We start from the raw sequence: 22,875 nt of genomic DNA on the forward strand, positions 1-22,875 counted from the left end.
GGGGAACCTTTTTCGGGGGACCGCCTGAACCGTCGGGAGTACGAATGGACGGGACCGACGGGCGTGCGGGTGGACTCGGTGAAGCGATCGAACACGTCCTCGTGACGAACGACGACGGCATCGGCGGTCACGGACTCCGGGCAGTCGCGGACAGGCTCTCGACGGTGGTTGACGTGACGGTCGTCGCGCCGGAGGGAAACGTCAGCGGGGTCGGGCGGACGCGCCAGCGCCGGATCTCCTACGAGGTGACCGACACCGGGTACGCCGTCGACGGCATGCCCGCCGACTGCGCCGCCTTCGGCCTCCGGGGACTGGACAGTACCCCCGACGCGGTCGTCTCGGGCTGTAACCACGGCCCGAACGTGGGGTCGTACGTCCTCGGCCAGTCGGGGACCGTCGGCGCCGCCGTCGAGGCCGCGTGGCTCGACGTCCCCGCCGTCGCCCTCTCGGCGTACGACCCCGGATCGCTGTTGCCGCGACCGGAAGCCGAGTTCTGCTACGCGGGCGCGGCCGACGTCGCCGCCTCGTTACTCCCGGCGCTCGTCGAGAGTCATCGCCGCGAGAGCGGCGCTGACCTCCTGAACGTGAACGTCCCAGTGGGACGTGGCGAGCCAGTGGCCGACGACGCGCCGATGCGCGTGACCGAACCGCGTGACTTCTACGGCACCACCGTCAGAGACGACGACGGAGATATCCTGTTCGAGAACTACTACGGGCCGCAGAACCGCCTCGCTGAGGACTCACCTGCACCGGGCGAACTGCCGCCCTCGTCGCTGCCGGCGGACTCGGAGCAGGGTGCCCTCCGCGACGGAGCGATCTCGGTCTCGCCGCTGTCGGTTCCGGTCGCACCGGTCGACTGTCCGGTGATCGACAGGGCGGTCGAAGAACGCAACGACCGCCGCGAACGATCGGTAGCGTAAACCGCGTACTGCGAGCGGGACTCACCGATTGCGGCTCACCGGGAACTTCACGCGGTCGGGGTTGGCGTTGAACTCGGCGAGTATCCGCTCGTAGATCCGGTTTTTCGTCCGCTGGCCGCGCCGCGGGTGGACGATGTACCGAACTCGGAGTTTCACCCACGAGGCCTCCTGGGCGACGTTGACGGTGGGTCGGGACTGCACTTCGAGTTCGACCGGTGTCTCGGCCGCGCCGTCACCGCGGGAACCCGTTCGGTCGGTGATTTATTCGTCAGGCGCCCTAACTATCCAGCGATGGTTTCCACAGGCGACTCCGCACCCACGTTCACCGCGACGCTCGGCACGAGCGACCACGAGGACTTCGACCTCGCCGACCGGATCGGCGACGGCCCGGTCGTCCTCGCCTTCTTCCCCGGCGCGTTCACGCCGCCCTGCACCAACGAGATGGTCGCGTTGCAGGACCGCCTCGACGAGTTCCAGGAAGCGGGCGCGGCGATACTCGGCGTCAGCGCCGACTCGCCGTTCTCGCAGGACGCCTTCTGCGAGCAACACGGCATCGAGTTCGACCTCGTCAGCGACATGGACGGCGACGCGATCCGCGACTACGGTCTGGAGATGGACATCCCCGACCTGGGCCTGTACGGCAACGCGAACCGCGCCGTCTTCGTCGTCGACGAGGAGGGCACCGTCGTCTACGACTGGGTCGCCGACGACCCCACCAACGAACCCGACTACGACGCCGTCCTCGACGCCGTCGAGTCGGCCTGACGGCGGCGAATCCGCGGCGGAACGCTTTTCCCCCGACTTCGCGAGTCGCTGCGAGTGACACGATAGTTGTCCCTGTCGCTCGGCGCGATAGCGGTGTGGGGGGCCGATGCGACGCACTTCCCGGACGACGTCGAAGTGACCGCGGAGTGAACGGGCGGCGCGGCGGCGGGTCGTGAAGCATGCATCGCTCGGTGCGACCGGTTTGGGCCGTCGTCACGTCTCGCCGACCGAGAGGACGAGTTTCCCGCGCACGTGTCCGCTCGCGCTCTCCTCGTGGGCGGCTGCTGCCTCTGACAGCGGCCAGACGCCGTTCACCGTCGGCCGAACTACTCCGCCGTCGGCCAGTTCACGGAGCTCTGCGAGCGCCGCTGCGTCGGGTTCGACGCTGAACCAGTCGACGGTAGCCATCCGTTCGGTTCGAGCCCGTTCGACGACCGCGTCCGTCGGCGACTCGGGAAGGGTTACGATCCTGCCGCCCTCAGCAACGACGTCGACGGAGCGGGCGAGCGTCTCGCCCCCGACGCAGTCGAGGACGACGTCCACGTCGTCGACGACTGCCTCGAACTCTCGGTTGCGGTAGTCGACGAAGTCGTCGACGCCGAGGTCCGCGAGGAACGACGCGTTACTCGCCGAGGCGGTTCCGACCACCTCGGCGTCGACGTGGTCCGCCAGCTGGACTGCGAAGTGACCCACCCCGCCGGCGGCGGCGTGGACGAGCACCCGTTCTCCGCCCCCGAGGTCGGCCTCCTCGAAGAGCGCCCGCCGCGCCGTCAGCGCCGCCATCGGGACGGCCGCCGCCGCGTGGTGGCCGAGCGATTCCGGCTTCTCGACGACGTCGGTCGCCGGGACCGCGGCGTACTCGGCGTACGTCTCGCCCGGGTCCGGCATCCCCACGAGACCGAAGACTTCGTCGCCGGGTTCGAACGCCGAGACCCCGTCGCCCGTCTGCGCGACGACGCCGGAGAGGTCCCAGCCCGGCACGTAGGGCAGCGCCGGGTCCAGCGCGTCGTCGGCGTATCCCTCCCTGACCATCCAGTCGATGGGGTTGACGCCGGCCGCTTCGACGCGGACCAGTACCTCGTCGTCGTCCGGTTCGGGACGGGGAACCTCCTCGTAGGACAGCGCCGCTGGACCGCCGTACTCGTGGACGCGTATCGCGTTCATGGTTCCGTACAGTGGGCTCGGCCCGCGGGCGTGATAAGTAGTTCCTGAAATGATATTTTGTAAGCTCGCGTTCGAAAACGCGTTTCAGTCCGCGATCCGAGAGTTTCTTCTCGCGGTGAGCGCGGGCTACGCTGTCTCGGGTGGAGAGAAAGCGAGCGGCCGACGAAATCGGGAAAACGGGGTGTGCGATCAGCCGAACAGGACGGACGCGGCGTCGAAGGCGCTCGGCGAGAGCAGGCCGAAGGCGGGCAGGAGCGCGAAGGTCACGAACGCCGCGATGACGACGGCGGCGTACAGCGAACTCGGGTACGAGTCGATCTCGAAGTCGCCGCTGGGCTCCTCGATCCACATCGCCTTGACGACCCGGCTGTAGTAGAACAGCGAGAGGGCGCTGTTGACGATGAGCGAGGCGCCGAGCAGCCACGCGCCGGCCTGCGCGGTCGCGGCCAGCAGGTAGAGCTTCGAGATGAACCCGCCGCCGATGGGCAGGCCCGCGAGGCTGAACAGGAAGACGGTCATCGCGGCGCAGGCGAGCGGCGCCTGCTCCGAGAGGCCGTTGAAGTCCTGGAAGGTGCGGCCGATGCCCCAGTGCTCGGTGAGGCCGATGAACAGGAACGCGCCCGTGTTCATGAACCCGTAGACGAGCAGGTGCATCATGCTCGCACCGAGGACGAAGCCCTGGTCGGGCGCGTTCAGCGCGGCGAGTCCGATGAGGACGTAGCCGGCGTGGCCGATCGACGAGTAGGCGAGCATCCGCTTGACCTTCTCCTGGGTCGCGGCGGCGAAGTTGCCGACGGTCATCGTGACGACCGCCAGCACGGTCACAGCGACGACCCAGTCGACCGTCGGGTCACCGCCGGCGAGGCCGCCGACCTCCGGGAAGGCCGTCAGGAACACGCGGAAGGCGACGACGAACCCGGCGGCCTTCGAGGCCGACGAGAGGAACGCCGAGACGGGCGCGGGCGCGCCCTCGTACGCCTCCGGCGCCCAGAAGTGGAACGGGACGCTCGCCGTCTTGTACGCGAACCCGAGCAGGATCATGACGACCCCGACGCCGAGGATTCCAACGGGAACGCCCGACCCGGTGAGCGCCTCGGCGACGGCTTCGAGCTGGAGACTGCCGGTCGCGGCGTAGACGAGGCTGATCCCGTAGGCGAGCACCGACGACGACAGCGCGCCGACGAGGAAGTACTTCAGGCCGCCCTCGACGCTGCCGCGGTTGGTCTTGAGGAACGCGACCAGCGCGAACGAGGGGAGACTGGCGAGTTCGAGGCTGACGAACACCGTCGCGAGGCTGTTCGCCGAGGCCATCAGCGACATCCCCGTCGCCGCCATGATGACGAGCCCGTAGTACTCCGCCTGGTACTCCTGTCCCTCGAGGTAGTCGTAGCTCGCCAGCGTGACGAGCGCCGTCACGCTGCCGACGATGACCACGAAGAACAGGCTCATCCCGTCGACGACCAGCTGGCCGTTGAACAGGTCGACGGCGCCCGTCCCGCGCGGTTGGCCGACGCCGAGGACGAGGAAGTACCCGGCGACCAGGAAGGCCCCGAGCGCGGCGACCGTCGAGATAGCGGCCAGGACGACGTTGGAACTCGTCCCCGGCTGGGGCTCGATGCTGTCGACGATGAACAGGAGCATCGCCGCTGCACCGAATATCAGCGTCGGCAGCAGGGCGACCCAGTCGGCCACCTGGAAGCCGGCGATCTCGACTACCATAGACCGACACCTCCGTACATCAGCGGCTCAACAAGTGGGTTGACAGCGTCCTGGATCATCTGGTAGACCAGTCCCGGTCGCACGCCCAGCACGATGACGAGCGCGAGCAGCACGACCAGCGGCGCCACGTCGTGGACGGGTGCGCGCGAGACGTCGTAGTCGGTCGCGAGGCTGTACTCGCCGAACAGCGTCCGCTGCATCGCCCAGAGCAGGTAGCCCGCGACGATGACGATGCCGAACATCGCGATCGCGGTCACCAGCGGCGCGTACGGGATGGCCGTCGACGCGAACGCGCCCTGGAAGATGAGGTACTCGGCGGCGAAGCCGGCCATGAACGGCAGGCCCATGTAGCCGAAGGCGGCGGCGACGAAGATGCCGACCGCCCAGGGCATCCGGTCCGCGATCCCGGAGATGTCGCCGACCATCCGGGTGTGCGTCTCGTTGTAGATGACGCCGACCGTCATGAACATCAGCCCCGAGATGAGGCCGTGGGAGATCATCTGGAAGGTCGCGCCGCCGAAGCCGTGCGGCGTGAACGCGACCAGTCCGACGATGACGTAGCCCATCGACGAGATCGAGGAGTAGGCGACGATGCGTTTCAGGTCCTGCTGTGCCAGCGCGAGCATCGCGCCGTAGATGATGCTCAGGACGCCGAAGGCGACGATGATGCTCGCGTTCGCCTCCGCGGTCTCGCGGAGCATCGTGAAGTTGAACCGCAGCAGCGCGTAGGTCCCCATCTTCAGGAGGACGCCCGCCAGCATGACCGACACCGGCGTGGGCGCCTCGACGTGTGCGTCCGGCAGCCACGTGTGGACGGGGAAGACGGGCACCTTCACGGCGAACCCGGCGAACATCAGCGTGAACGCGATGAGCGAGAGGTTCGCGGGTCCGATACCGGCGACGGCCGAGAGGTTGCCCCCCTCCCGGAGCGCCTGGGCGATCTCCGGCATCCCGAACGTCGAGATGGAGTCGCCGAGCCCGAACACCAGCGCCATGAAGCCGACGAACATGACCAGCGTGGCCACGTTCGTGTAGACGAAGAACTTGATGGCGGCGTACTTCCGGCGCGGGCCGCCCCAGACGCCGATGAGGAAGTACATCGGGATGAGCACGGCCTCCCAGAACACTAGCCACAGGAAGAAATCGAGCGCGGTGAACACGCCGATGAGGCTGGCCTCCATCAGGAGCATCAGCCCGTAGAACTGCGACTGGCGCTCGTCGATGGGCGTCCACGAGCTCACCAGCGCGAGCGTCGTCAGCACGGTCGCGAGCAGGAGCAGCGGCATGCTGATCCCGTCGAGACCGACCTGCCAGGCCAGGTCGTAGCGACCGAGGCTGACCCAGCCGAGGTTCGACTCGAAGGCGAGCGAGCCGCCCAGCAGGGCGTTGCCCGCGCCGTCGAAGGCCGAATACATCCAGAGGGTGATCGCGACGGGCACGAGGCTCACCGCGGTGGCGAGCTTGCCCGCCCACTCGTCCGGCGCGAGGAAGACGAGGAACGCGCCGAGGAGCGTCACGCCCAGCAGGGCCTCGACAGGGCCTGCGATGGGCATCAGGCGCCACCTCCCAGCACGACGAAGACGACCAGCAGCAGCACGAGCGAGAGCGTCATCAGCGCCGCGTAGTTCGAGACGACGCCCGACTGGATGCGCCGGAAGCGCGAGCCGGTGAAGAGGCTCACGCTACTGACGCCGTTGACGACGCCGTCGACGACGCCCTGGTCGAACTTGTCCGCCGCTCGCGCGAGCGGTACCGTCACGCCCTGTGCCAGCCAGACCTGATACTCGTCCTGGTAGTAGTTGTGCATGAGCAGCGTCTTCGCACCTCCCAGCTTGTCCGTGTGCTCGACCGGCTCGGAGACGTTGTAGAGACTCCGCGCGGCGAGCACGCCCGCGACGGCCAGTCCCAGCGAGAGCGCCGCCGACACGATCAGCGTCGTCTGCTCCCCGCCCAGCGGGTACGCCGGGTCCACGAGGGGCACGTTGTGCAGCAGCTCCTCGTAGTGGTGCAGGTCCGTCGAGAGCGCTTCCGGCCACCCGCCCTCCTCGGGTCCGTTGACCCACTTGTGGAGGAAGTCGATGTGCAGGCCGGTCAGCACCGCGATCGGCTTCATGTTGATGAGGCCGACCGTCGCGGCGCCGATGCCCAGCACGGCCAGCGGCCCCTTGACGTTCCAGCGCACCGGCTCGGGGTCCCGCGCGACCTCGGTCCGGGCGTCCCCGTGGAAGGTCAGGTAGACCATCCTGAACGTGTAGAATCCGGTGAAGAACACGGCCAGCAGCCCCATCGCGTACGCCAGCAGGAACATCGTCCCGAGCATCCCCTCGGTGCCGACGCCGTGGATGAGCGCCTCGAACAGCACCTCGTCTTTCGACCAGAAGCCGGCGAACGGAACGATGCCCGCGAGCGCGAGCGAGCCCGAGAGGAACGTCCAGTACGTGACGGGCATCTTGTCTTTCAGTCCGCCCATGTCCCACATGTTCTCGTTGTGGTGCATGGCGATGATGACCGACCCGGCGCCCAGGAACAGCAGCGCCTTGAAGATGGCGTGGGTGGTCAGGTGGAAGACCGCCGCGACGTACCCACCGGAGCCCAGCGCGAGCATCATGTACCCGTACTGGGAGATAGTCGAGTACGCCAGCACCTGCTTGAGTTCCTGCTTGACGACGCCCATCGTCGCCGCGAACAGCGCGGTGAACCCACCGATGAGCGCGATGACGGCCAGTGCCGTCGGCGAGATGGCGTAGAAGCCGTACATCCGGGCGACGAGGTAGACGCCGGCCGCGACCATCGTCGCCGCGTGGATGAGCGCCGAGACCGGCGTCGGGCCTTCCATCGCGTCGGGCAGCCACGTGTGCAGCGGGAACTGTGCGGACTTGCCGACGACGCCGCCCAGCACGAGCAGTCCGAGGACGGTGAACCACGTGCCGGGGTCGTAGCCGAAGGTGTTGATGCCCCCCGTCTCGCCGTCGAGCGCCAGTTCGGCGAGGTGCGGGAAGCTCTCGGCCGCTCCTTCGACGGGCGCAAACAGGCCCGTCCCGAACGTGGCGAAGATGCCGACGACGCCGATGAGGAAGAAGTAGTCACCGAAGCGGGTGACCAGGAACGCCTTCTTCGCGGCCGACGGCGGCCCGTCGTCGCGGAACCAGAAGCCGATGAGGAGGTACGAGCACAGCCCGACCAGCTCGAAGAACATGAACGCCATCAGGATGTTGTTCGAGAAGACGAACCCGAGCATGCTCGCCGTGAACAGGCCCAGACCGGCGTAGTACCGGGGCAGGCCCGTCTCGCCCTCGTCGTTCATGTAGCCCAGCGAGAAGACGTGGACGAGCAGGGCGATGAGCGAGACGATGACGAGCATGAGCGCCGTCAGCGGGTCGACGAGCACGCCCAGTCGGAGCGTGACGGCGTTGTCGGCGACGCCGCCGACCCACGTGTAGAGGTTCTCGTTGTAGTACGTCTGTGAGCCCGTGATCCCGGCGACGGTCAGCGCCGTCCAGATCGAGAGGATCAGCGAGCCGGCGGTCGCGAGGATGCCGGCCTCGGCGCCGCGTTTCGGCATGTATTGCCCGGCGAACAGGGAGACGACGAACGCCAGGAGCGGGAGCGCTGCGATCGCGGGAACGAAGTCGAATGCACCTGCCATCTTACCACCTCATCGTTGCGGCTTTCGTGACGTCGACGTCCTCGAAGTTGCGATACAGGACCAGGATGATGCCGATGCCGACCGCCACCTCGGCGGCAGCGAGCGCCATCACGAACAGCGAGAACACCTGCCCCGTCAGGTTCCCGTGGTAGAACGAGAACGCGACGAGGTTGATGTTCGCGGCGTTGAGCAGCAGTTCGACTGACATCAGGAACATCAGCGCGTTGGTCCGCGTCAGGATGCCGTAGACGCCGATGCAGAAGATCGCTGCCGACAGGAGGAGGTAGTACTGACTCTCGATCGCCATCAGTGGTCACCCCCGTCCGCGGCGTCGGCCGACCGGTCTGCCTGGTCGCGCCCGTCGCCGCCGCGGCGGCCAGTGATCCGGCGACCGCCGTCCGCAAGCGCGGTGACGACGCTCTCGTCGTCCTCGCGGCGGGCGAGCATGACGGCGCCGTCGAGCGCCGCGTCGAGGACGAACGCGATGACGATGAACGCGACCAGGAACCCTTCGGCCTCGATCGCGGCCTGGTCGAGCATGTCGAACATCGCGTAGCCGATGCTGGCGGTGATGCTGCCGTCGCCGAACCCGGCGGGCGCGGCCAGTTCGCTCGTCAGGAACACGTACGCGAAGACGGCGAACAGGGCCAGCGCGGCCAGCCCGTTAACGTAGTTGACGTCGGTCGCCAGCCGCGGACGGGAGGTCATGTTGCCACCTCGTCGGGCTGGGAATCTGTCTCGGTGAGCATGATGGCGAACGTGATGAGGATGAGCACCCCACCGACGTACACCAGTACCTGCATCGCGGCGATGAACTCGGCCTGGAGCATGACGTAGTGCACTGCGACCGACAGCAGCGCCACGCCGAGCAGTAACGCCGAGTGCCAGACGTCGCGCACCATCACGACGCCGAGGCTGCTCCCCACTGTAACTATGGCGAACAGCACAAACGCGATTGTCTCGAGCAATGCCATCGTTGTCTCGCATCTCCTACCGGACGCCCTTTGAAGATTTCTGTATCGTCCCGCGCGTGGCCGCTCACGCGCCCGAAACCGTTAGCGATTCGACGCAATCGCCCCGATGACCCCCTTCGACCCCCCGGTCGAGGCCGGACGTGTTCGGCCAGTGGCCGATTTCGGGGCTCGTCCGGGGCTCGGAACCCCTTCGCGCGCCTCGCGCGCGCTCGACCGTCGGCCCCCGTTCACCACCTCGTTGCCCGGTACATCCCGACCCGTCACGCCACCTCTCCGATCTACCACTCACAACTCCCCGAATAGTCCCCGACAACTCTCAGATCGGTCCCCGGCAACTCTCAGATCGGTCCCCGGCACGTCTCCGCCCGCCGACCGACACGACAGCCGTCCCCGATCACTCCACCCGGTTGTCGTCGAACTGCGAGACGTAGCGCACGGCGAGCAAGAGGACGCCCAGACCGACGCCGACCGTGACGACGCCGAAGGTCGCCATCCCGAGCGGCGTCGCCGGGAGGTCGACGAGGAAGAACAGCACCGGGTCCATGCCCTCCGGGTTGACGTAGCCGAGCAACGCGCCCATCGCGCCGGCGACCCCTAGCACTGCGAGGTACACCGTCATCACCACGCGCGGTCCCGCGACCCGCTCCGTCAGCGGCGGGCTGTCCATGTTCGCTGTCACAGTCGGAGTTCGATCCACAGGTGGTTAGCCTTTTCACTTCACGCGCGCTACCGTCGGGTATGAGCGACTTCGACGACGACTCCGGCTTCTCGGAGAAAGAGCTACTCCTGTTCGTACTGACCGCCATCGCGGTGCTGATGGCCGTCTCCGCGTTCGTGCTCGTCCTCGGGAGTTAACCCGACGGGCGTCCCTCGTCCGCCGAACCGCGAGCCGCCGCTCGCTCGATTTTCGCGGGCCACTCGCCGGAGCTAGACGCCACTCTAGCTACCAGATCTGTGAAAACAGTCGCAGAAACGGCGTCGGAAGCGTCCGCGAGTCGTCAGTCGTCAGTGCCGTCGGCCGACTCGGCGTCCGCGTCGACGACTTCCCCGCCGTCGGTGACGGGTTCCTCTTCCTCACCGCCGTCGGCGAGCGCGGTCGCGGTGCGGCGCTCGTGCCACTGGAACTCGCGGCCGTGCTGGTCGGTCTCCTTGAGGTCCCACGGGTCGGGGTCCTCGACTTTCGGGGCTTCGAGCCACGAGGAGAGCAGGTTCCACACGAAGATGACCTGCCCGACGAGCAGGAGGATGGCGCCGACCGAGGCCGCCTGGTGCGAGAGCGTGACCATGTCGAGGGGGGCGATGGCCCCGTTGAAGTCGTAGGTCGCGTAGCGGCGGGGCATGCCAAGGTAGCCCAGGAACAGCATCGCGAAGAACGTGACGTTGGTCCCGACCATCGAGAGCCAGAAGTGGGCCTTGCCGAGCGTGCGCTGGTACATCCGGCCGGTGAAGATGGGGAACCAGTAGTAGACGCCGGCGAAGACGGCGAAGCCGATGGCGCCCATCACGATGTAGTGGAAGTGGCCGACCACGTAGTAGGTGTCGTGGAGCACCTGGTCGACGGGGACCGAGGCGAGGAAGACGCCGGTCACGCCGCCGAGGATGAAGTTCGAGATGAACCCGATACAGAACAGCATCGGCGTCGTCAGACGCACGCGGCCGTTCCACATCGTCGTGATCCAGTTGAACGTCTTGACCGCGGACGGTATCGCGATCGCGAGCGAGACCGCCATGAACGAGGCGCGCAGGCGCGGGTCGATGCCCGTCGTGAACATGTGGTGGGCCCAGACGCCGAAGCTCAGGACGCCGATAGCCAGCGTCGAGTAGACGACGAACTTGAACCCGAACAGCTTCCGGCCCGAGAAGCGCGGCAGGATGTAGCTGACCAGGCCCATCGGCGGGAGCACGAGGATGTACACCTCGGGGTGGCCGAAGAACCAGAACAGGTGCTGCCAGAGTATCGGGCCACCGCCCTCACCGACCGCGTAGAACGTCGTCGCGAGGTTGCGGTCGAGCAGGAGCATGACGATGGCGCTCCCGAGCAGCGGGAACGCGAAGAGGATGAGCGCCGACTGGGTGAGGATTGTCCACGAGAAGATGTCGAGGTTCGCCCAGGTCACCTCGTCGTCGCGCTCGGTGAAGATGGTCGCGATGAAGTTGATCGCCCCCATCGTCGCGGAGACGCCGGTCAGGTGCAGGCCCAGCATCATGAGGTCGACGCCGACGTTGGCCTGTTCGACCGACAGCGGCGTGTACATCGTCCAGGAAGTCTGGGCGCCGGTCATGCCGGGCAGGAAGAACCCGGCCCAGATGAGCAGCGCGCCCGGGGGCAGCAGCCAGAAGGCGATGGCGTTGATCCGCGGGAACGCCATGTCGTCCGCGCCGATGAGCAGCGGGATGAAGTAGTTCGAGAACGCCGCGATGATGGGCGTCCCGAACAGGAACAGCATCGTGATCCCGTGGCTCGTCAGGATGGCGTTGTAGAAGCCGTTTTCGACGACGGCGCCCGTCGGTGTGATGAGCTGCAGCCGTATGAGGAACGCCATGAGGCCGCCGACGGCGAACGCGACGACGCCGTAGGTGCCGTAGAGGAGCCCGATGTCCTTGTGGTCGACGGTCGTCAACCAGCGGATGATACCAGCCGGCTTCTCGCGGTGGACGTGGCCGCCGGCTTCACCGTAGCCGCCGCCACCGCTGGCCAGCGGAGTGTACGTACGCCAGTCTTCGACACGAGAGAGGAAAGCGGCGATGCCGACGAGGAAGATCCCCATCAACACCGTTAGCACGAGCTGCCCTGATGCCATGCTCGAACCTCGGGACTGGGGCCATATGAATGGTTAGGAAACCCTTCTGCCGAATCCGTTCGCATCGTCGCGTCTGTGGTGGTAAATCGTGAGGGTCATACCCACGATTTCGGCGGCTTCGAGGGCAATGTCGACTATGTAGAACCGGGCCTCGACAGTCGCAGCGTTGGAGCGGGGAAAATCGATCGGCGCCGCGGGGTCCAGAGCGGTCTGGGGGCGGGCTACTCGGCCTCGTGGCCGTGGTCGGCTTCCATCTCCTTCTCGGCGGTCGAGATGGCTTTGCCCGCGTAGTACGTGAGAATGATGAGCAGAATGGCGGTGCCGCCGACGATGGTGAACTGCAGGCTCGTCACGAGCGGGTCGACGCCCCAGGGCGCGAACAGTGCGAACGCGGCGATGAAGAAGATCAGGATTCCGAGCGGGATGAAGTTGACCGTCAGGTCCAGCAGCGTCTCGCGGTCGAAGACCTTCTCTGTCATACGTAGGGGTTCGGCGACGCGGATAAATAGATTGGTGGTTCGCGCCGGCGAGCAGCGACGTCGCGGGCGGATCACACGTACGGGCGTCGCGGACGGATCATCTCGGTCGAATCTCGGGGGCAGATCTCACGGTCGAATCTCGTGGCTGGATCCCGCGCGCCGACGTCGCGGCCGGATCTCGCGTCGCTCAGATGCCTTCGTTTCGTCCGGCCGCCTGACTGACGCCGCCCGCGACGACCAGCATGACGCCGGCGACGGCGATCGCCAGGCCCCGACCGGTCACGCCGTTCGGGTCGGCGACGATGCCCAGCAGGTCGGTCGACGAGACCGGTACCTGCGTCGCGACGACGATCGCTCCCAGGGCGGTAAAGGCGAGACCGAGTACGGCGAGCGTGCGCCAGGGGCGCCGCGCGTAGCCCGACTCGGCGAGGATGCCGGCGACGCTGGCCCCGAGCAGCAGGACGCCGCCGACGGCGACGGGGAACACGCCGAGGAAGACGCCCACCTCCGAGAGGGCGAACCCCACGGCCACGAGGAGCGGCCACGGACTGGCCGTCCGATACTGGTCAGACAGTCCCGGTTGCTCTTCCATGCCCCCGCGTTAGGTCCGACGGGTCATAGGCGCACCGGACTCGTCGTCGGGATCGGAGGTCCGGTCGGGAGGGCGCCCGGTCACCGCTCGGTCGCGGGTCGTGGGCGCAAAGTATTTGGTTCGCATGGGGCTTGTCGTAGACAATGACCACGCGCGCTGTGGAGCAGTTCGACGAGTGGGAGTCGTCGCCGTTCCGGGACGGGTATCGCGGCCTGCACGACCTCGCCGAGGGGGAGTTTTCGGGGATCGTCGAGGCCGGCGCCGCGAAACTCTGTATGCTCAACGGGACGGTCGTCGGGATCCTCGACGGCGATATCGACTCGTTCGAGGACGCCACCGGCACCGCCTACGAGGCGCCGTCCCCGGCGCTCCCCTTGTTGGCGCTCATGCAGGAACGCAACGACGAGGTCCGAGCCAAGTACTACTCCGAGGACACGCCGCTCTCGGAAGTCGACGACACGCTCGCCGACGGCGGGTTCACGGGCTTCATCGAACTGTCCGAGAACGTCCTGAGCGGCGACTACTACGTCGTCTACCACCGCGGCCGCTCCATGGCCGTCGCGTGGGTCGGCAACTCGAACCAGTTGCTCACCGACGACGAGGCGTTCGACCGCGCCGACGACGAGGTCGGCATCTTCGAGGTCCGCCCCGCGGAGATCGATCCCGTCGAGATACCCGAGGTCGAATCCGACGACGCGCCAGAACCCGACACGGCCGCCGGCGGTGCGGCCGCGAGCGAAGCCGTCGACGACGCGCCCGAGTCCGAGTCCGAGGCCGAGGATGCGGAGGTCGCGGCCGACGACCCGTCCGGCGCGGACGGCGCGACCGGCGCGGCCGATCCGGTCGAGACCCAGTCCACCGACGCGACGGCGTCCCCGGACGCCGACGAGGTCGAACCGGCGAGCGGGTCGGGAGACGGGGACGCCACGGCGTCGGCGAGCGGCCGAGGCGGTACCGATACCGCCGCCAGTGAAACGGCCGACGCGGGTGCGCGCGACGCCGACGACCGATCACCGCCGGACGACGCCCCCGGTAGCGGGTCGGCAGATCGCTCTTCCGACGCGAACGAGAGCACGAGGGCCGAAAGCGGGGCCGGCGACGCGACCGAGTCGACCGACCGGTCCGTCGACCGCCGTGACGAACCCGACCGAACCGGTGGCCGCGAGGCCCGCGACGAGTCGACCGGTTCCGCGACCGACCCGGCCCGGGACGAGTCACGGAACGAGGGGGCCACCGGGCGAACGCGCGACCGCGGTTCGCGTGACCGATCCGCGGACGCCCGGGCGGAACGAACGGCGGAGACCGACCGAGAGGGGTCTGGACGAACGGCGGAGACCGACCGTGACCGGTCCGATCGGTCCGCGGGAACGGACCGCGACCGATCCGACCGGCGCGATTCCCGGCGGACGACCGAGTCGCGCTCCGCGGAACCTGAACCCGAGGCGAGCCCCGAGCGGACCGATTCCACCGGCGGACCGCAGGGCCGGACGTCCGGGACGAACGGGCGAACGGGGGAGCCCGCGTCGAGTCGGAACGCCGACACCGGGGCGTCCGGAACTGGCTCCGCGGGAGCGGGCGCCACCGGAACGCCGGAGCAGCTCGCGACGCACTCCATCCCGTCGCTGGACCCCGATCGAACGACCTCGCGGCAGTCCGCGGAGGAGTCGTCGACGCCCGCACCGGCGTCCGACGACCCGCCCGGGAGCGACCCGTCGACCGCGACGCCCGCGGCCGAGAAGCGCCCCGGGGCCTCGGCGAACGGGCCACCCGAGCCGAGCGGCGGTCGTGGGAACGGCCGTCCCGCGGCTCGCGACGAGCCCGCTGGCGGGTCGGCGGCCGGCGAACGCCCGGACACCCGCTCGGAACGTTCGAGCGAGGGGCCGCGACGGGCAGACGCGGGGGCGGAGCGGTCCAGTGCCCGGGTCGCCGATCTAGAGGCGGAACTGGAGGAGCGCGAAGCGGAGATCGAACGGCTCGAGGCGGACCTGGCGGCCGCGGAGACCGAACGCGACGACCTCCGGGCCGAACTCGAGGCGGTGCGGACCGAGCGCGACGACCTCCAGTCGCGGATCGATCCCCTGGAATCCGAGCGCGACCAGCTGGAAGCCGAACGGGACGACCTCGCCGCGGAGGTCGACGAGCTCGAAGCGGAAGTCGGGCGGCTCGAATCGCAGCTCCAGGAGATCGAGGCCGAGTTCGGCGACGCGGTCGACGCCGAGCGCCGGATGAGCCCGGGCGAGGCGCTCGACCAGACGAACCTGTTCGTCCGCTACGAGTCGAAGGGGAAGGCGACGCTGGAGACGGCCCACGCCGGCGACGCGAGCCGCGAGAAGGTCGGCGAGAACCTCGGGCTGGAGTACCACACGCAGTTCGAGCGCGACAACGTCTCCGTCAGCGGACGCCCGTTCGACGAGTTCCTGCGGGAGACCATCCAGTTCCAGTTCGTCACCTGGGTGATCAACGACCTGCTCTACGAGATCCGCGACACCGGAAAGGTCGCCGAACTCCAGGCGCTCTACGACGCCATCCCGAAGATCGACCGCGCGGAGCTCAACGGGACCGTCGCCACGGAGTACACCGAAGACGGTCAGGAGCGGCGCAGTCAGGAGTCGTTCGACGTGGTGATGCGCGACCGGATGGGCAACCCGCTGCTAACGGCGAACATGAACGACTCGCGACAGGCAGCGAGCGAGAGCATGATGTCCGCGCTCGTCACCGCCTCCTCACACGTCGGCGAGTCGACGGAGACGCTCGGTGCGTCGTTCCTCGTCACGTCGAGTTTCTTCGAGCCGGAGGCGCTGGAGACGGCGGCCGAAGCCACCAGCGGCGGCCTCCTCAGCCGCGACAAGCGCGAGAGCTTCGTGAAGCTCTCGCGCAAGCAGGGCTATCACCTCTGTCTCGTGGAAGCGCGCGAAGAGAAGTTCCACCTGGCAGTCCCGGAACTGTAGCGACAGAACGAGAGACCGCCGGTCGCAGAATCAGTTCTCGACTTCGGCCGCTTCTTCGATCTTCATCCCCTCGAGCTTCTCGATGATGTGGTCGATCTTGTCGTCGAGGTCCTCGACGAACTCCCCCGTCTGTTCCGTCGTGATAGCCCCCTGGCTGGAGGGCTCGATCAGGTTCTCCTCTTCGAGCACGCGAAGCGAGTAGCGGACCTTGTGGTGCGGGTAGCCCGTCTCGTTGGACATCTTCACGATACCGATCGGCTCGTTCTGTATCACCATCCGCAACACCTGCAGATGGCGCTCCAGCATATCTACTTCCTTCTCAAGTCTGTCTATCATGGCAATTGTTAACTTGTGTTTGAGGGTTTTAAAGGTTGCTGTCGGAAGAGGATTCGACGGGCAGTAAAGCGGCGCCTTCGAGCGGTATTACGTCCGGACGACGGCCGGACTGGTCACGATCCGGACGTTCTCCGTGGTAGCAGTTAACGATTCCGGTCACGCGGACGCGTGGCTGCGCGCCGCCGAGCGCGGGGTCGATCAGATATCAGGCGGCGGGCGGTCGGGCGATGGACCGTAATCGGTTTACCCCGGTGGGCGAAATCTCGGGTGTATGACCGTCACCATCGTCGGTTCGCAGCTCGGCGACGAGGGGAAGGGTGGCATCGTCGACGTCTTCGGCGACGACGCCGACGTCGTCGTTCGCTACCAGGGCGGCGACAACGCCGGCCACACCGTCGTCCACGAGGGCGAGGAGTACAAGCTCTCGCTCGTGCCGAGCGGCGCGATCCGCGGCAAGGTCAACGTCCTCGGTAACGGCTGCGTCGTCAACCCGCGAACGCTCTTCGACGAGATCGACGCCCTCCGCGAACGCGGGCTCGACCCCGACGTGCGCGTCGCCGAACGCGCCCACGTCATCCTCCCGTACCACCGCCTGCTCGACGGCATCGAGGAGGAGGTCAAAAGCGAGGACGACGACGAGATCGGCACCACCGGCCGCGGCATCGGCCCGACCTACGAGGACAAGGCCGGCCGCCGCGGCGTCCGCGTCGGAGACCTCCTCGACGCCGAGGTCCTGCGCGAGCGCCTCGAGTACGCCGTCCCGCAAAAGCGCGCGCTCGTCGAGGACGTGTTCGGCCTCGACGTCGCCGACCTGGACGACCCCGACGCGCTCGACGTCGACGCCCTCTACGACGAGTTCTCCGAGTACGGCGAGCGACTCGCCGCGGAAGGCATGACTGTCAACGCCGGCAGCTACCTCGCCGAGCGGATGGCCGACGGCGCCAACGTCATGCTGGAGGGCGCCCAGGGAACCATCCTCGACATCGACCACGGCAACTACCCCTACGTCACCTCCTCGAACCCGACGGCGGGCGGGGCCTGTACCGGCACCGGTCTCTCGCCGGGCGTCGTCGGCGACGGCGAAGTGATCGGCATCGTCAAAGCCTACCTCTCCCGGGTCGGGAGCGGGCCGATGCCGACGGAACTCGGCGGCGTCCCCGGCGACACGCCAGGCTACGACGGCGACCCCGAGGACCCCCAGACAGAACGCGAAGAGCTGGCCGTGTACATCCGCGACGAAGGCCACGAGTACGGCACCGTGACCGGTCGCCCCCGCCGCGTCGGCTGGCTCGACGTGCCGATGCTCCGCCACGCCGCGCGCGCCAACGGGTTCACCGGGCTGGCCGTCAACCACGTGGACACCCTCGCGGGCCTCGACGAGGTGAAGGTCGGCCACACCTACACGCTCGACGGCGAGGAACTCCGCACGATGCCCGCCACGACCGAGCAGTGGGGCGAGTGCGAGGCGAACCTGCGGACCTTCGATGGCTGGGAAGCGACCGACTGGGCCGCGGTCGCCGCGGAAGGCTACGACGCCCTGCCCGAGAACGCCCGGACGTACCTCGAATACCTCGAAGCCGAACTCGACGCGCCGGTGTACGCCGTCGGCGTCGGCCCGGGCCGCTCGGAGACCGTCGTTCGCGAGAACCCCTTCTGAGACGCGCGGCGGGACGCCTGCGGGCGCTCGGCGGTCCTCCTCGGACCCGACGCGACGGTGTTCACGCGTGGTGGTGGACCCAGTCGGTGAATTCGACGAACGTCGACTCGCCGCAGCCGCCGCAGGTGGTCGGCGTTTCGAAACTGTGGTCGCCCCCGGACGCGTGGACCGGCGTCCCGGCGTGGATTATCTGACAGTTCTCGCAGACGAATCGCTTCGGTTCTTCGGGGATGTGCGCCATGTGATCTGCTAGCAGCGATTCGGGAATAACGGTGTCGCCGGCATGCGCGGCGGTCGGTCGCGGCGCGGGAACGGGTGGGAGCCGCGACGGGGGCCGTCCGTCCGGCACGCTTTTTTGCCACCGTTCCGGAGTGAGGACCATGAAGGAGGACCTGATGGACATCATCTGCTGCCCGCTCGACAAGCACGACCTCGAACTCGACGTGACCGAGCGCGACGACGAGGAGATCATCGAGGGGACGCTCACCTGCACCGAGTGCGGCGAGACCTACCCCATCGAGGACGGCATCCCGAACCTGCTGCCGCCGGACATGCGTGACGAAGCGCCGGCCTGACCCCCCGGGTGTGCCCACTCGACCGTGAACTGCCGGTGCGAACCCCCCGAAGCGGCCGATCGGCCTGAACCTTTTTCTATCGTCCACGCCGACTGGCGGACGTGCCAGAGGATTCGTTGCCCGTCCACGTCAACCGGGACCAGCTCCACGCGCTGGAGGTGCCCGACCGGTTCGAGACGGACGGGTCGTTCGACATCGCCATGGTCAACCACGGCCAGTCGGTTCACGTCCACCTCCACCTCGACGACGACCTCTCGGAGATCGCCAGCATCGAGGCCAGCAACCACTTCGTCGACGGCGAGAGCCAGCGGGCGGTCCGGGTCAACGTCGACGGCGCCGGCGAGGCCACCGGGACCCTGAAGATCGCCGCCGCCTACGGCGCGGAGACGCGCTACGTCACCGTCCGGATCACCGAACCCGAGGAGACCAAACAGACCGTCGAGGTCGACGAGTCGCTCTCCCAGCCCCAGCCCAGAGAGCCCGAGTCCGGCGGCGAGGGCGGCGGACTCGTCTCGGTCGTCGAGAACCCGGAGTTCGTCGTCCTCGTCCTCGCCGTGGTCGCGCTCGTGGCTGCGGCGGTGGTCGCGATCGTCGTCGACGACGTCCTGATCATCGGCGGTGCACTGGCCGTGCTCGTCGGCGTCCTCGTCGCCGTCTACATCGTCCTGACCGGCTGAGAAGGCGTTCGTCCCGCGGTCAGTCGCTCGCTTCTTCCGTCGCCTCGTCCTCGTCGGCCGTCGATCCCTCGCCCTCACTTCCGTCGCCGCCGTCGGCCGCCTGCGCGTCTGCCGCGTCCGGGTCCGTGGGCACGCCGGAGAGGTTCCCCTCGTCGTCGAAGCGCTTGGCGCGGAGGAAGCGCGCACGATAGCGGTTCGCGCCGTCGTAGACGTCCGCCTCGCGGATCTCTTCGGTGCGGCCGTCGGCGACGGCGTCGATGATCTCCTCGATCTGCTCTTTCTCGCTCGGCGTGAGTTCGAACTCGTACGTCCGCGACTGCTCGCCCTCGAGTTTCGTCCAGCGGCGCGCGGCCGAGATGACGAGCGAGCAGGGCTCGCGGCAGGGGAACACGCCGTCGCTGCCGTCGGCGGTTGCACCGCCTTCGTCTCGGGGCGTCTTCGACGCCCCGCCGCCGACGTCCAGGTCCGTCTCCTCGTCGTACTGCCACTCGCGGCGCTTGAGACACTGCGAGTCGACGCAGCAGGACTCCGCGACCCAGTCGACGTGCTCGTGGCCCTCGCCGCGGTCCCAGGTGTCGACGACGCCGTAGATGCCGCTCTGGCGGCCGATCGTCTCGCGCCAGTGGGAGACGTCGAGTTCGCCCTCGCGCTCGCGGTGCCAGTTGGCGACCGTGGCCGGGTAGAAACTGTCCACGGCGCGGAAGACCTCCTCGGGGCCCAGGTCGGGGAAGCGCCAGCCCGTCCGGAGCGTCGGCACCGTCTTCAGCGGGCGGTAGCGCTCGCGGTCGTCGTGTTTCGCGATCTGTCGCGCGTCCAGCGGATCCTCGTAGTCGGTCAGCGCGTCGCCCGCGGCGTCGGCGTCGTCGACGTGGCGGATCGCGTAGCGGCGGGACCCGGTGTCGTCGACCGTGACGGTCACGCTGAGCTGGCCCCACTCGCGGGAGATCCCGGTCGCCAGCCCGTCGTAGCGCTCGCCGACGCGCCGGTCGTCGGCGCCTTCGAGCCAGCGGAGGAACGCCCAGCGCTCGTCGGCCTGGGGCGCCTCCGCGTGCCAGAAGTACCAGTTCGAGACGTACGGTGCGTACTCCGCGGCGGCGTCGTCCAGGGCGTCCGCGTGGACCACCCGCTTCGACCCCTCGTCCGTGGCGAGGACGTACCCCTCGCCCTCGGCCTCGGCCGCGAACCCGTCGAACTCGATGCCGTCCGCGGCGGCCTCCGCGAGCGCTTCCACCTGTGCCGGGTCCACCTGCGCGGCGTTCATACCCGGTGCGATGGACTGTATCCGAATAAGTTGTCCGTCTGCGGCAGGCGGGCGGTCGTTCACCTGCTCCCGCGCACGCTCGTCGGACGGCCGACAGCCACCCCGCCGCGACCGGAAAACGTATGCCGCCCTCGGACGGAACCGTCGAGTCATGCAGCAGTGCCCTCCACGCGTGCAGCAGTGCCCTCCGCGCGACGTGACTGCGGGACGCGGGTGAGACCGATGCAGTGGGAAACCGACCGCGGGCTGACGGTCAGGATGGGCGTCGCAGCGGCGCTCGTGGCCGTCCTGCCCGTCGCGTTCGTCTACGCCTTCGTGTTCGCGTTCAACACCGTCGGCGTCGAACTCCTCGCCTGGGCGACCGAGCGCCCGTGGAACGGCCGGTTTTACGTGAACCCGCTCGCCGTCCTCGTCGCCGTCGCCGCCGGGTTCGCCGGGCAGTTCTTCCTCGGCACTTCCGTGGCGCTCCGGGCCGTCGACGCCCGCCGCGTCGACCGGGATTCCCACCCCGACCTCGTGGGCCGAGTGGATCGCCTCGCGCAAGTGGCCGGTGCACGGACGCCGGCCGTCGCCGTCAGCCGGTCGTCCGTGCCCAACGCCTTCGCCGTCGGCGTGCGACCGTCGGAGGCGACCGTCGTCGTGACCGAGGGCCTCCTCGCGTCGCTCGACGACGACGAACTCGACGCGGTCCTCGCGCACGAACTCTCGCACGTCAAGAACCGCGACGTGGCCGTCATGTCGCTGTCGTACTTCCTGCCCTCGCTGACCTACCTCGTCGCCATGGCCGCGTACTTCGTGCTCAAGGGCGTGTTCTACGTACTCGGCGGCATGGAGGACGTGGACGGCGACGGCGCGAAGGCGGTCGTCGTCGCGATTGTGGTGCTCACGGTCAGCGCCCTGGTCACGCTGACGATCTCCGTCATGTTCTGGGTCGCGAGCTTCCTCCTCTTCCGCGTGCTCTCGCGGTATCGCGAGCACGCCGCCGACCGCGGCGCGGCGGCGATCACCGGCGACCCCGCCGCGCTCGCGTCGGCGCTCCGGACCGTCGACGACGAGATGTCCGACGCGCCCGACCGCGACCTCCGCGAGATCGACGGCGGGCTGGAGGCGCTGTACGTCGCGCCGGTGGACACCTACCAGTTCGACGCCGATCGCGAGTTGCTCAGCAGCGACCTCTTCCCGGCGACGCACCCGCCGACCGAGGAACGCATCGAGCGCCTGCGGGAGCTGGCGGGTGAGCAGGCGTGACGACGCGCCGGGGATTCCTCGTCGGGCTCGGCACGACCGCTACCGTGGCCGGCCTCGCGGGCTGCGGGTATCGGCCCGGCGGCGGGGACGTCCGCTGGCGGGCGGACGGCGACTTCGCTGGCTTCCGGACGGAGGCGCTCGACGTGACCGACGGACTGGTCGTCACCGTCGCCGACTCCACGACGAGCTTCGACATCGAGCGCGAGGAGTGGGTCCGCGGCGGCGAGATCGCCGCCTATTCGACCGAAGACGGCTCGGCGCTGTGGAGCGACCACCTGGAGAGCGAACTGTCTTGTCACAGCGTCGGCGACGGCGGCGCAGCAGTCGGATTCGACGGGACGGTCGTCCGCTACGGTGCAGACGGCGAGCAGTGGCGGATCGATCTCGGCGCGTCGCTCCTCGCGCTCGCCGTCGCCGACGGTCGAGCGTACGCGATCTCCGAGGGGGGCGACCTCGTCGCCTGCGCGGACGGGGCCGAACTGTGGCGGGTCGACCTGGGACCGGAACTCGGCAGCGACGAGGGCGGGTTCGGACCGGCGCTCGCTGCGAGCGCCGAGACCGTCGTCTGCTGGGTCGGCGGGTCGGTCGTCTGTCTCGACCCGGACGGGCGCCGACGGTGGCGCCAGTCGGAGATCAACGTGCGGCTGTTCTCGATAGCCGACGGGGAGATCGTCGCGTCGGGGGCCAGCGGGCTGGCCGCCATCGACGGTTCCACTGGGGAAATGCGCTGGCTCGGCCACGAGCGAGTCGGGCGGTTCGCGGTAACTCCCGACGCCGTCTACGGCACGTACGACACAGAACTGACCGCCTACGACCGGTCGGGCGGTCGCAAGTGGTCGACGGGCGACGACCCGTCTGCCGGCCGGAACGACCGCGAAGCCGTCGAACCGGACGACTACATGGGCCGGGTGGCCGCCGATAACGAGGGCGTCTACGTCGACTCCTCGAGGGGACTCACCGCGCTCGATCCCGGCGACGGGAGCGTCCGCTGGCGGGTGCAAAACAGGTCCCTCTCGGCCGGCCCGTTCCTCGTCGACGGCGGCGTCCTAGTCGTCGCGGACGGCGAACTCGTCTGTCACTACGCGGCCGACCAGTTCTGAGCGGTCGCCGCCA

22 protein-coding genes and 1 pseudogene are annotated in these 22,875 nt (G+C 68.4%); 8 read left to right on the plus strand and 15 right to left on the minus strand.

What is annotated here, in order from left to right; genetic code table 11:
- Positions 1–44 precede the first annotated feature (44 nt).
- Positions 45–920, plus strand: a complete 876-nt coding sequence (surE, locus tag ACMGFE_RS21400) for a 5'/3'-nucleotidase SurE (protein WP_436927328.1) — start codon at positions 45–47, stop codon at positions 918–920.
- Positions 921–941: 21 nt separating this feature from the next.
- Here surE and ACMGFE_RS21405 read toward each other — a convergent pair.
- Positions 942–1,148, minus strand: a pseudogene (locus tag ACMGFE_RS21405) (mechanosensitive ion channel family protein); the annotation flags it as partial.
- Between the two features lie 63 nt (positions 1,149–1,211).
- Here ACMGFE_RS21405 and ACMGFE_RS21410 point away from each other — a divergent pair.
- Positions 1,212–1,685: a redoxin domain-containing protein gene (locus tag ACMGFE_RS21410; protein ID WP_436927329.1), complete on the plus strand. Its 474-nt coding sequence runs from the start codon at positions 1,212–1,214 to the stop codon at positions 1,683–1,685.
- Positions 1,686–1,898: 213 nt separating this feature from the next.
- On the opposite strand, the gene ACMGFE_RS21415 is transcribed toward ACMGFE_RS21410, so the two are convergent.
- The 11 genes from ACMGFE_RS21415 to ACMGFE_RS21465 all read right to left on the minus strand — a co-directional run bounded on the left by ACMGFE_RS21415 (position 1,899) and on the right by ACMGFE_RS21465 (position 13,060).
- Positions 1,899–2,849 (minus strand): NADP-dependent oxidoreductase, encoded by a 951-nt coding sequence (locus tag ACMGFE_RS21415; RefSeq protein WP_436927330.1) that lies wholly within the window; start codon positions 2,847–2,849, stop codon positions 1,899–1,901.
- A 189-nt stretch (positions 2,850–3,038) separates the two neighbouring features.
- Positions 3,039–4,568, minus strand: coding sequence for an NADH-quinone oxidoreductase subunit N (locus tag ACMGFE_RS21420; RefSeq protein ID WP_436927331.1), 1,530 nt, complete (start codon positions 4,566–4,568; stop codon positions 3,039–3,041).
- Positions 4,562–6,121: a complex I subunit 4 family protein gene (locus tag ACMGFE_RS21425; protein WP_436927332.1), complete on the minus strand. Its 1,560-nt coding sequence runs from the start codon at positions 6,119–6,121 to the stop codon at positions 4,562–4,564. Before ACMGFE_RS21425 ends, ACMGFE_RS21420 begins: the two co-directional genes overlap by 7 nt.
- Entirely contained in the window at positions 6,121–8,214 is a 2,094-nt protein-coding gene (nuoL, locus tag ACMGFE_RS21430; protein WP_436927333.1) for an NADH-quinone oxidoreductase subunit L, read from the minus strand. The genes ACMGFE_RS21425 and nuoL overlap by 1 nt, the downstream gene beginning before the upstream one ends.
- A 1-nt stretch (position 8,215) precedes the next feature.
- Positions 8,216–8,521 (minus strand): NADH-quinone oxidoreductase subunit NuoK, encoded by a 306-nt coding sequence (gene nuoK / locus ACMGFE_RS21435; protein WP_436927334.1) that lies wholly within the window; start codon positions 8,519–8,521, stop codon positions 8,216–8,218.
- Positions 8,521–8,922: a hypothetical protein gene (locus tag ACMGFE_RS21440; protein WP_436927335.1), complete on the minus strand. Its 402-nt coding sequence runs from the start codon at positions 8,920–8,922 to the stop codon at positions 8,521–8,523. Before ACMGFE_RS21440 ends, nuoK begins: the two co-directional genes overlap by 1 nt.
- Positions 8,919–9,188 (minus strand): NADH-quinone oxidoreductase subunit J, encoded by a 270-nt coding sequence (locus tag ACMGFE_RS21445; protein ID WP_436927336.1) that lies wholly within the window; start codon positions 9,186–9,188, stop codon positions 8,919–8,921. Before ACMGFE_RS21445 ends, ACMGFE_RS21440 begins: the two co-directional genes overlap by 4 nt.
- Before the next feature lie 394 nt (positions 9,189–9,582).
- Positions 9,583–9,867 carry a DUF7520 family protein gene (locus ACMGFE_RS21450; RefSeq protein ID WP_436927337.1) on the minus strand — a complete coding sequence of 95 codons (285 nt, stop codon included), beginning with the start codon at positions 9,865–9,867 and terminating at the stop codon, positions 9,583–9,585.
- Between the two features lie 319 nt (positions 9,868–10,186).
- Positions 10,187–11,989 (minus strand): cytochrome c oxidase subunit I, encoded by a 1,803-nt coding sequence (ctaD, locus tag ACMGFE_RS21455; protein ID WP_436927338.1) that lies wholly within the window; start codon positions 11,987–11,989, stop codon positions 10,187–10,189.
- Between the two features lie 221 nt (positions 11,990–12,210).
- Positions 12,211–12,468 carry a DUF6684 family protein gene (locus ACMGFE_RS21460; RefSeq protein ID WP_436927339.1) on the minus strand — a complete coding sequence of 86 codons (258 nt, stop codon included), beginning with the start codon at positions 12,466–12,468 and terminating at the stop codon, positions 12,211–12,213.
- A 187-nt stretch (positions 12,469–12,655) separates the two neighbouring features.
- A complete protein-coding gene (locus ACMGFE_RS21465) occupies positions 12,656–13,060 on the minus strand; it encodes a DUF7541 family protein (protein ID WP_436927340.1) in 405 nt (134 codons plus the stop codon).
- Positions 13,061–13,203: 143 nt separating this feature from the next.
- On the opposite strand from ACMGFE_RS21465, the gene ACMGFE_RS21470 reads away from it, so the two are divergent.
- Entirely contained in the window at positions 13,204–16,008 is a 2,805-nt protein-coding gene (locus tag ACMGFE_RS21470; protein ID WP_436927341.1) for a DUF7527 domain-containing protein, read from the plus strand.
- A 30-nt stretch (positions 16,009–16,038) separates the two neighbouring features.
- On the opposite strand, the gene ACMGFE_RS21475 is transcribed toward ACMGFE_RS21470, so the two are convergent.
- Positions 16,039–16,344, minus strand: coding sequence for a hypothetical protein (locus ACMGFE_RS21475; protein ID WP_135364319.1), 306 nt, complete (start codon positions 16,342–16,344; stop codon positions 16,039–16,041).
- A gap of 271 nt (positions 16,345–16,615) precedes the next feature.
- On the opposite strand from ACMGFE_RS21475, the gene ACMGFE_RS21480 reads away from it, so the two are divergent.
- Positions 16,616–18,001, plus strand: a complete 1,386-nt coding sequence (locus ACMGFE_RS21480; protein WP_436927342.1) for an adenylosuccinate synthase — start codon at positions 16,616–16,618, stop codon at positions 17,999–18,001.
- Positions 18,002–18,062: 61 nt separating this feature from the next.
- Here ACMGFE_RS21480 and ACMGFE_RS21485 read toward each other — a convergent pair whose 3' ends face one another.
- Positions 18,063–18,242 carry a hypothetical protein gene (locus ACMGFE_RS21485; RefSeq protein ID WP_436927343.1) on the minus strand — a complete coding sequence of 60 codons (180 nt, stop codon included), beginning with the start codon at positions 18,240–18,242 and terminating at the stop codon, positions 18,063–18,065.
- A 139-nt stretch (positions 18,243–18,381) separates the two neighbouring features.
- On the opposite strand from ACMGFE_RS21485, the gene ACMGFE_RS21490 reads away from it, so the two are divergent.
- Positions 18,382–18,576, plus strand: a complete 195-nt coding sequence (locus ACMGFE_RS21490; protein ID WP_436927344.1) for a methytransferase partner Trm112 — start codon at positions 18,382–18,384, stop codon at positions 18,574–18,576.
- Positions 18,577–18,677: 101 nt separating this feature from the next.
- Positions 18,678–19,253 (plus strand): DUF7524 family protein, encoded by a 576-nt coding sequence (locus tag ACMGFE_RS21495; RefSeq protein ID WP_436927345.1) that lies wholly within the window; start codon positions 18,678–18,680, stop codon positions 19,251–19,253.
- Positions 19,254–19,272: 19 nt separating this feature from the next.
- Here ACMGFE_RS21495 and ACMGFE_RS21500 read toward each other — a convergent pair whose 3' ends face one another.
- Positions 19,273–20,499 (minus strand): DR2241 family protein, encoded by a 1,227-nt coding sequence (locus tag ACMGFE_RS21500; protein ID WP_436927467.1) that lies wholly within the window; start codon positions 20,497–20,499, stop codon positions 19,273–19,275.
- A gap of 237 nt (positions 20,500–20,736) precedes the next feature.
- On the opposite strand from ACMGFE_RS21500, the gene ACMGFE_RS21505 reads away from it, so the two are divergent.
- Together ACMGFE_RS21505 and ACMGFE_RS21510 are read left to right on the plus strand one after the other, a co-directional pair.
- Positions 20,737–21,762: a M48 family metalloprotease gene (locus ACMGFE_RS21505; protein ID WP_436927346.1), complete on the plus strand. Its 1,026-nt coding sequence runs from the start codon at positions 20,737–20,739 to the stop codon at positions 21,760–21,762.
- Positions 21,759–22,862 carry an outer membrane protein assembly factor BamB family protein gene (locus tag ACMGFE_RS21510; protein ID WP_436927347.1) on the plus strand — a complete coding sequence of 368 codons (1,104 nt, stop codon included), beginning with the start codon at positions 21,759–21,761 and terminating at the stop codon, positions 22,860–22,862. Before ACMGFE_RS21505 ends, ACMGFE_RS21510 begins: the two co-directional genes overlap by 4 nt.
- Positions 22,863–22,875: the final 13 nt, after the last annotated feature.

The sequence above is a fragment of the Halosimplex amylolyticum genome (assembly GCF_051414035.1).
GTDB lineage: Archaea > Halobacteriota > Halobacteria > Halobacteriales > Haloarculaceae > Halosimplex > Halosimplex amylolyticum.

Coding starts and splice junctions, on each gene's coding strand:
- surE (WP_436927328.1), top strand. CDS start 45: ATGGACGGGACCGACGGGCGTGCGGGTGGACTCGGTGAAGCGATCGAA.
- ACMGFE_RS21410 (WP_436927329.1), top strand. CDS start 1,212: ATGGTTTCCACAGGCGACTCCGCACCCACGTTCACCGCGACGCTCGGC.
- ACMGFE_RS21415 (WP_436927330.1), bottom strand. CDS start 2,849: ATGAACGCGATACGCGTCCACGAGTACGGCGGTCCAGCGGCGCTGTCC.
- ACMGFE_RS21420 (WP_436927331.1), bottom strand. CDS start 4,568: ATGGTAGTCGAGATCGCCGGCTTCCAGGTGGCCGACTGGGTCGCCCTG.
- ACMGFE_RS21425 (WP_436927332.1), bottom strand. CDS start 6,121: ATGCCCATCGCAGGCCCTGTCGAGGCCCTGCTGGGCGTGACGCTCCTC.
- nuoL (WP_436927333.1), bottom strand. CDS start 8,214: ATGGCAGGTGCATTCGACTTCGTTCCCGCGATCGCAGCGCTCCCGCTC.
- nuoK (WP_436927334.1), bottom strand. CDS start 8,521: ATGGCGATCGAGAGTCAGTACTACCTCCTCCTGTCGGCAGCGATCTTC.
- ACMGFE_RS21440 (WP_436927335.1), bottom strand. CDS start 8,922: ATGACCTCCCGTCCGCGGCTGGCGACCGACGTCAACTACGTTAACGGG.
- ACMGFE_RS21445 (WP_436927336.1), bottom strand. CDS start 9,188: ATGGCATTGCTCGAGACAATCGCGTTTGTGCTGTTCGCCATAGTTACA.
- ctaD (WP_436927338.1), bottom strand. CDS start 11,989: ATGGCATCAGGGCAGCTCGTGCTAACGGTGTTGATGGGGATCTTCCTC.
- ACMGFE_RS21460 (WP_436927339.1), bottom strand. CDS start 12,468: ATGACAGAGAAGGTCTTCGACCGCGAGACGCTGCTGGACCTGACGGTC.
- ACMGFE_RS21465 (WP_436927340.1), bottom strand. CDS start 13,060: ATGGAAGAGCAACCGGGACTGTCTGACCAGTATCGGACGGCCAGTCCG.
- ACMGFE_RS21470 (WP_436927341.1), top strand. CDS start 13,204: ATGACCACGCGCGCTGTGGAGCAGTTCGACGAGTGGGAGTCGTCGCCG.
- ACMGFE_RS21475 (WP_135364319.1), bottom strand. CDS start 16,344: ATGATAGACAGACTTGAGAAGGAAGTAGATATGCTGGAGCGCCATCTG.
- ACMGFE_RS21480 (WP_436927342.1), top strand. CDS start 16,616: ATGACCGTCACCATCGTCGGTTCGCAGCTCGGCGACGAGGGGAAGGGT.
- ACMGFE_RS21485 (WP_436927343.1), bottom strand. CDS start 18,242: ATGGCGCACATCCCCGAAGAACCGAAGCGATTCGTCTGCGAGAACTGT.
- ACMGFE_RS21490 (WP_436927344.1), top strand. CDS start 18,382: ATGAAGGAGGACCTGATGGACATCATCTGCTGCCCGCTCGACAAGCAC.
- ACMGFE_RS21505 (WP_436927346.1), top strand. CDS start 20,737: ATGCAGTGGGAAACCGACCGCGGGCTGACGGTCAGGATGGGCGTCGCA.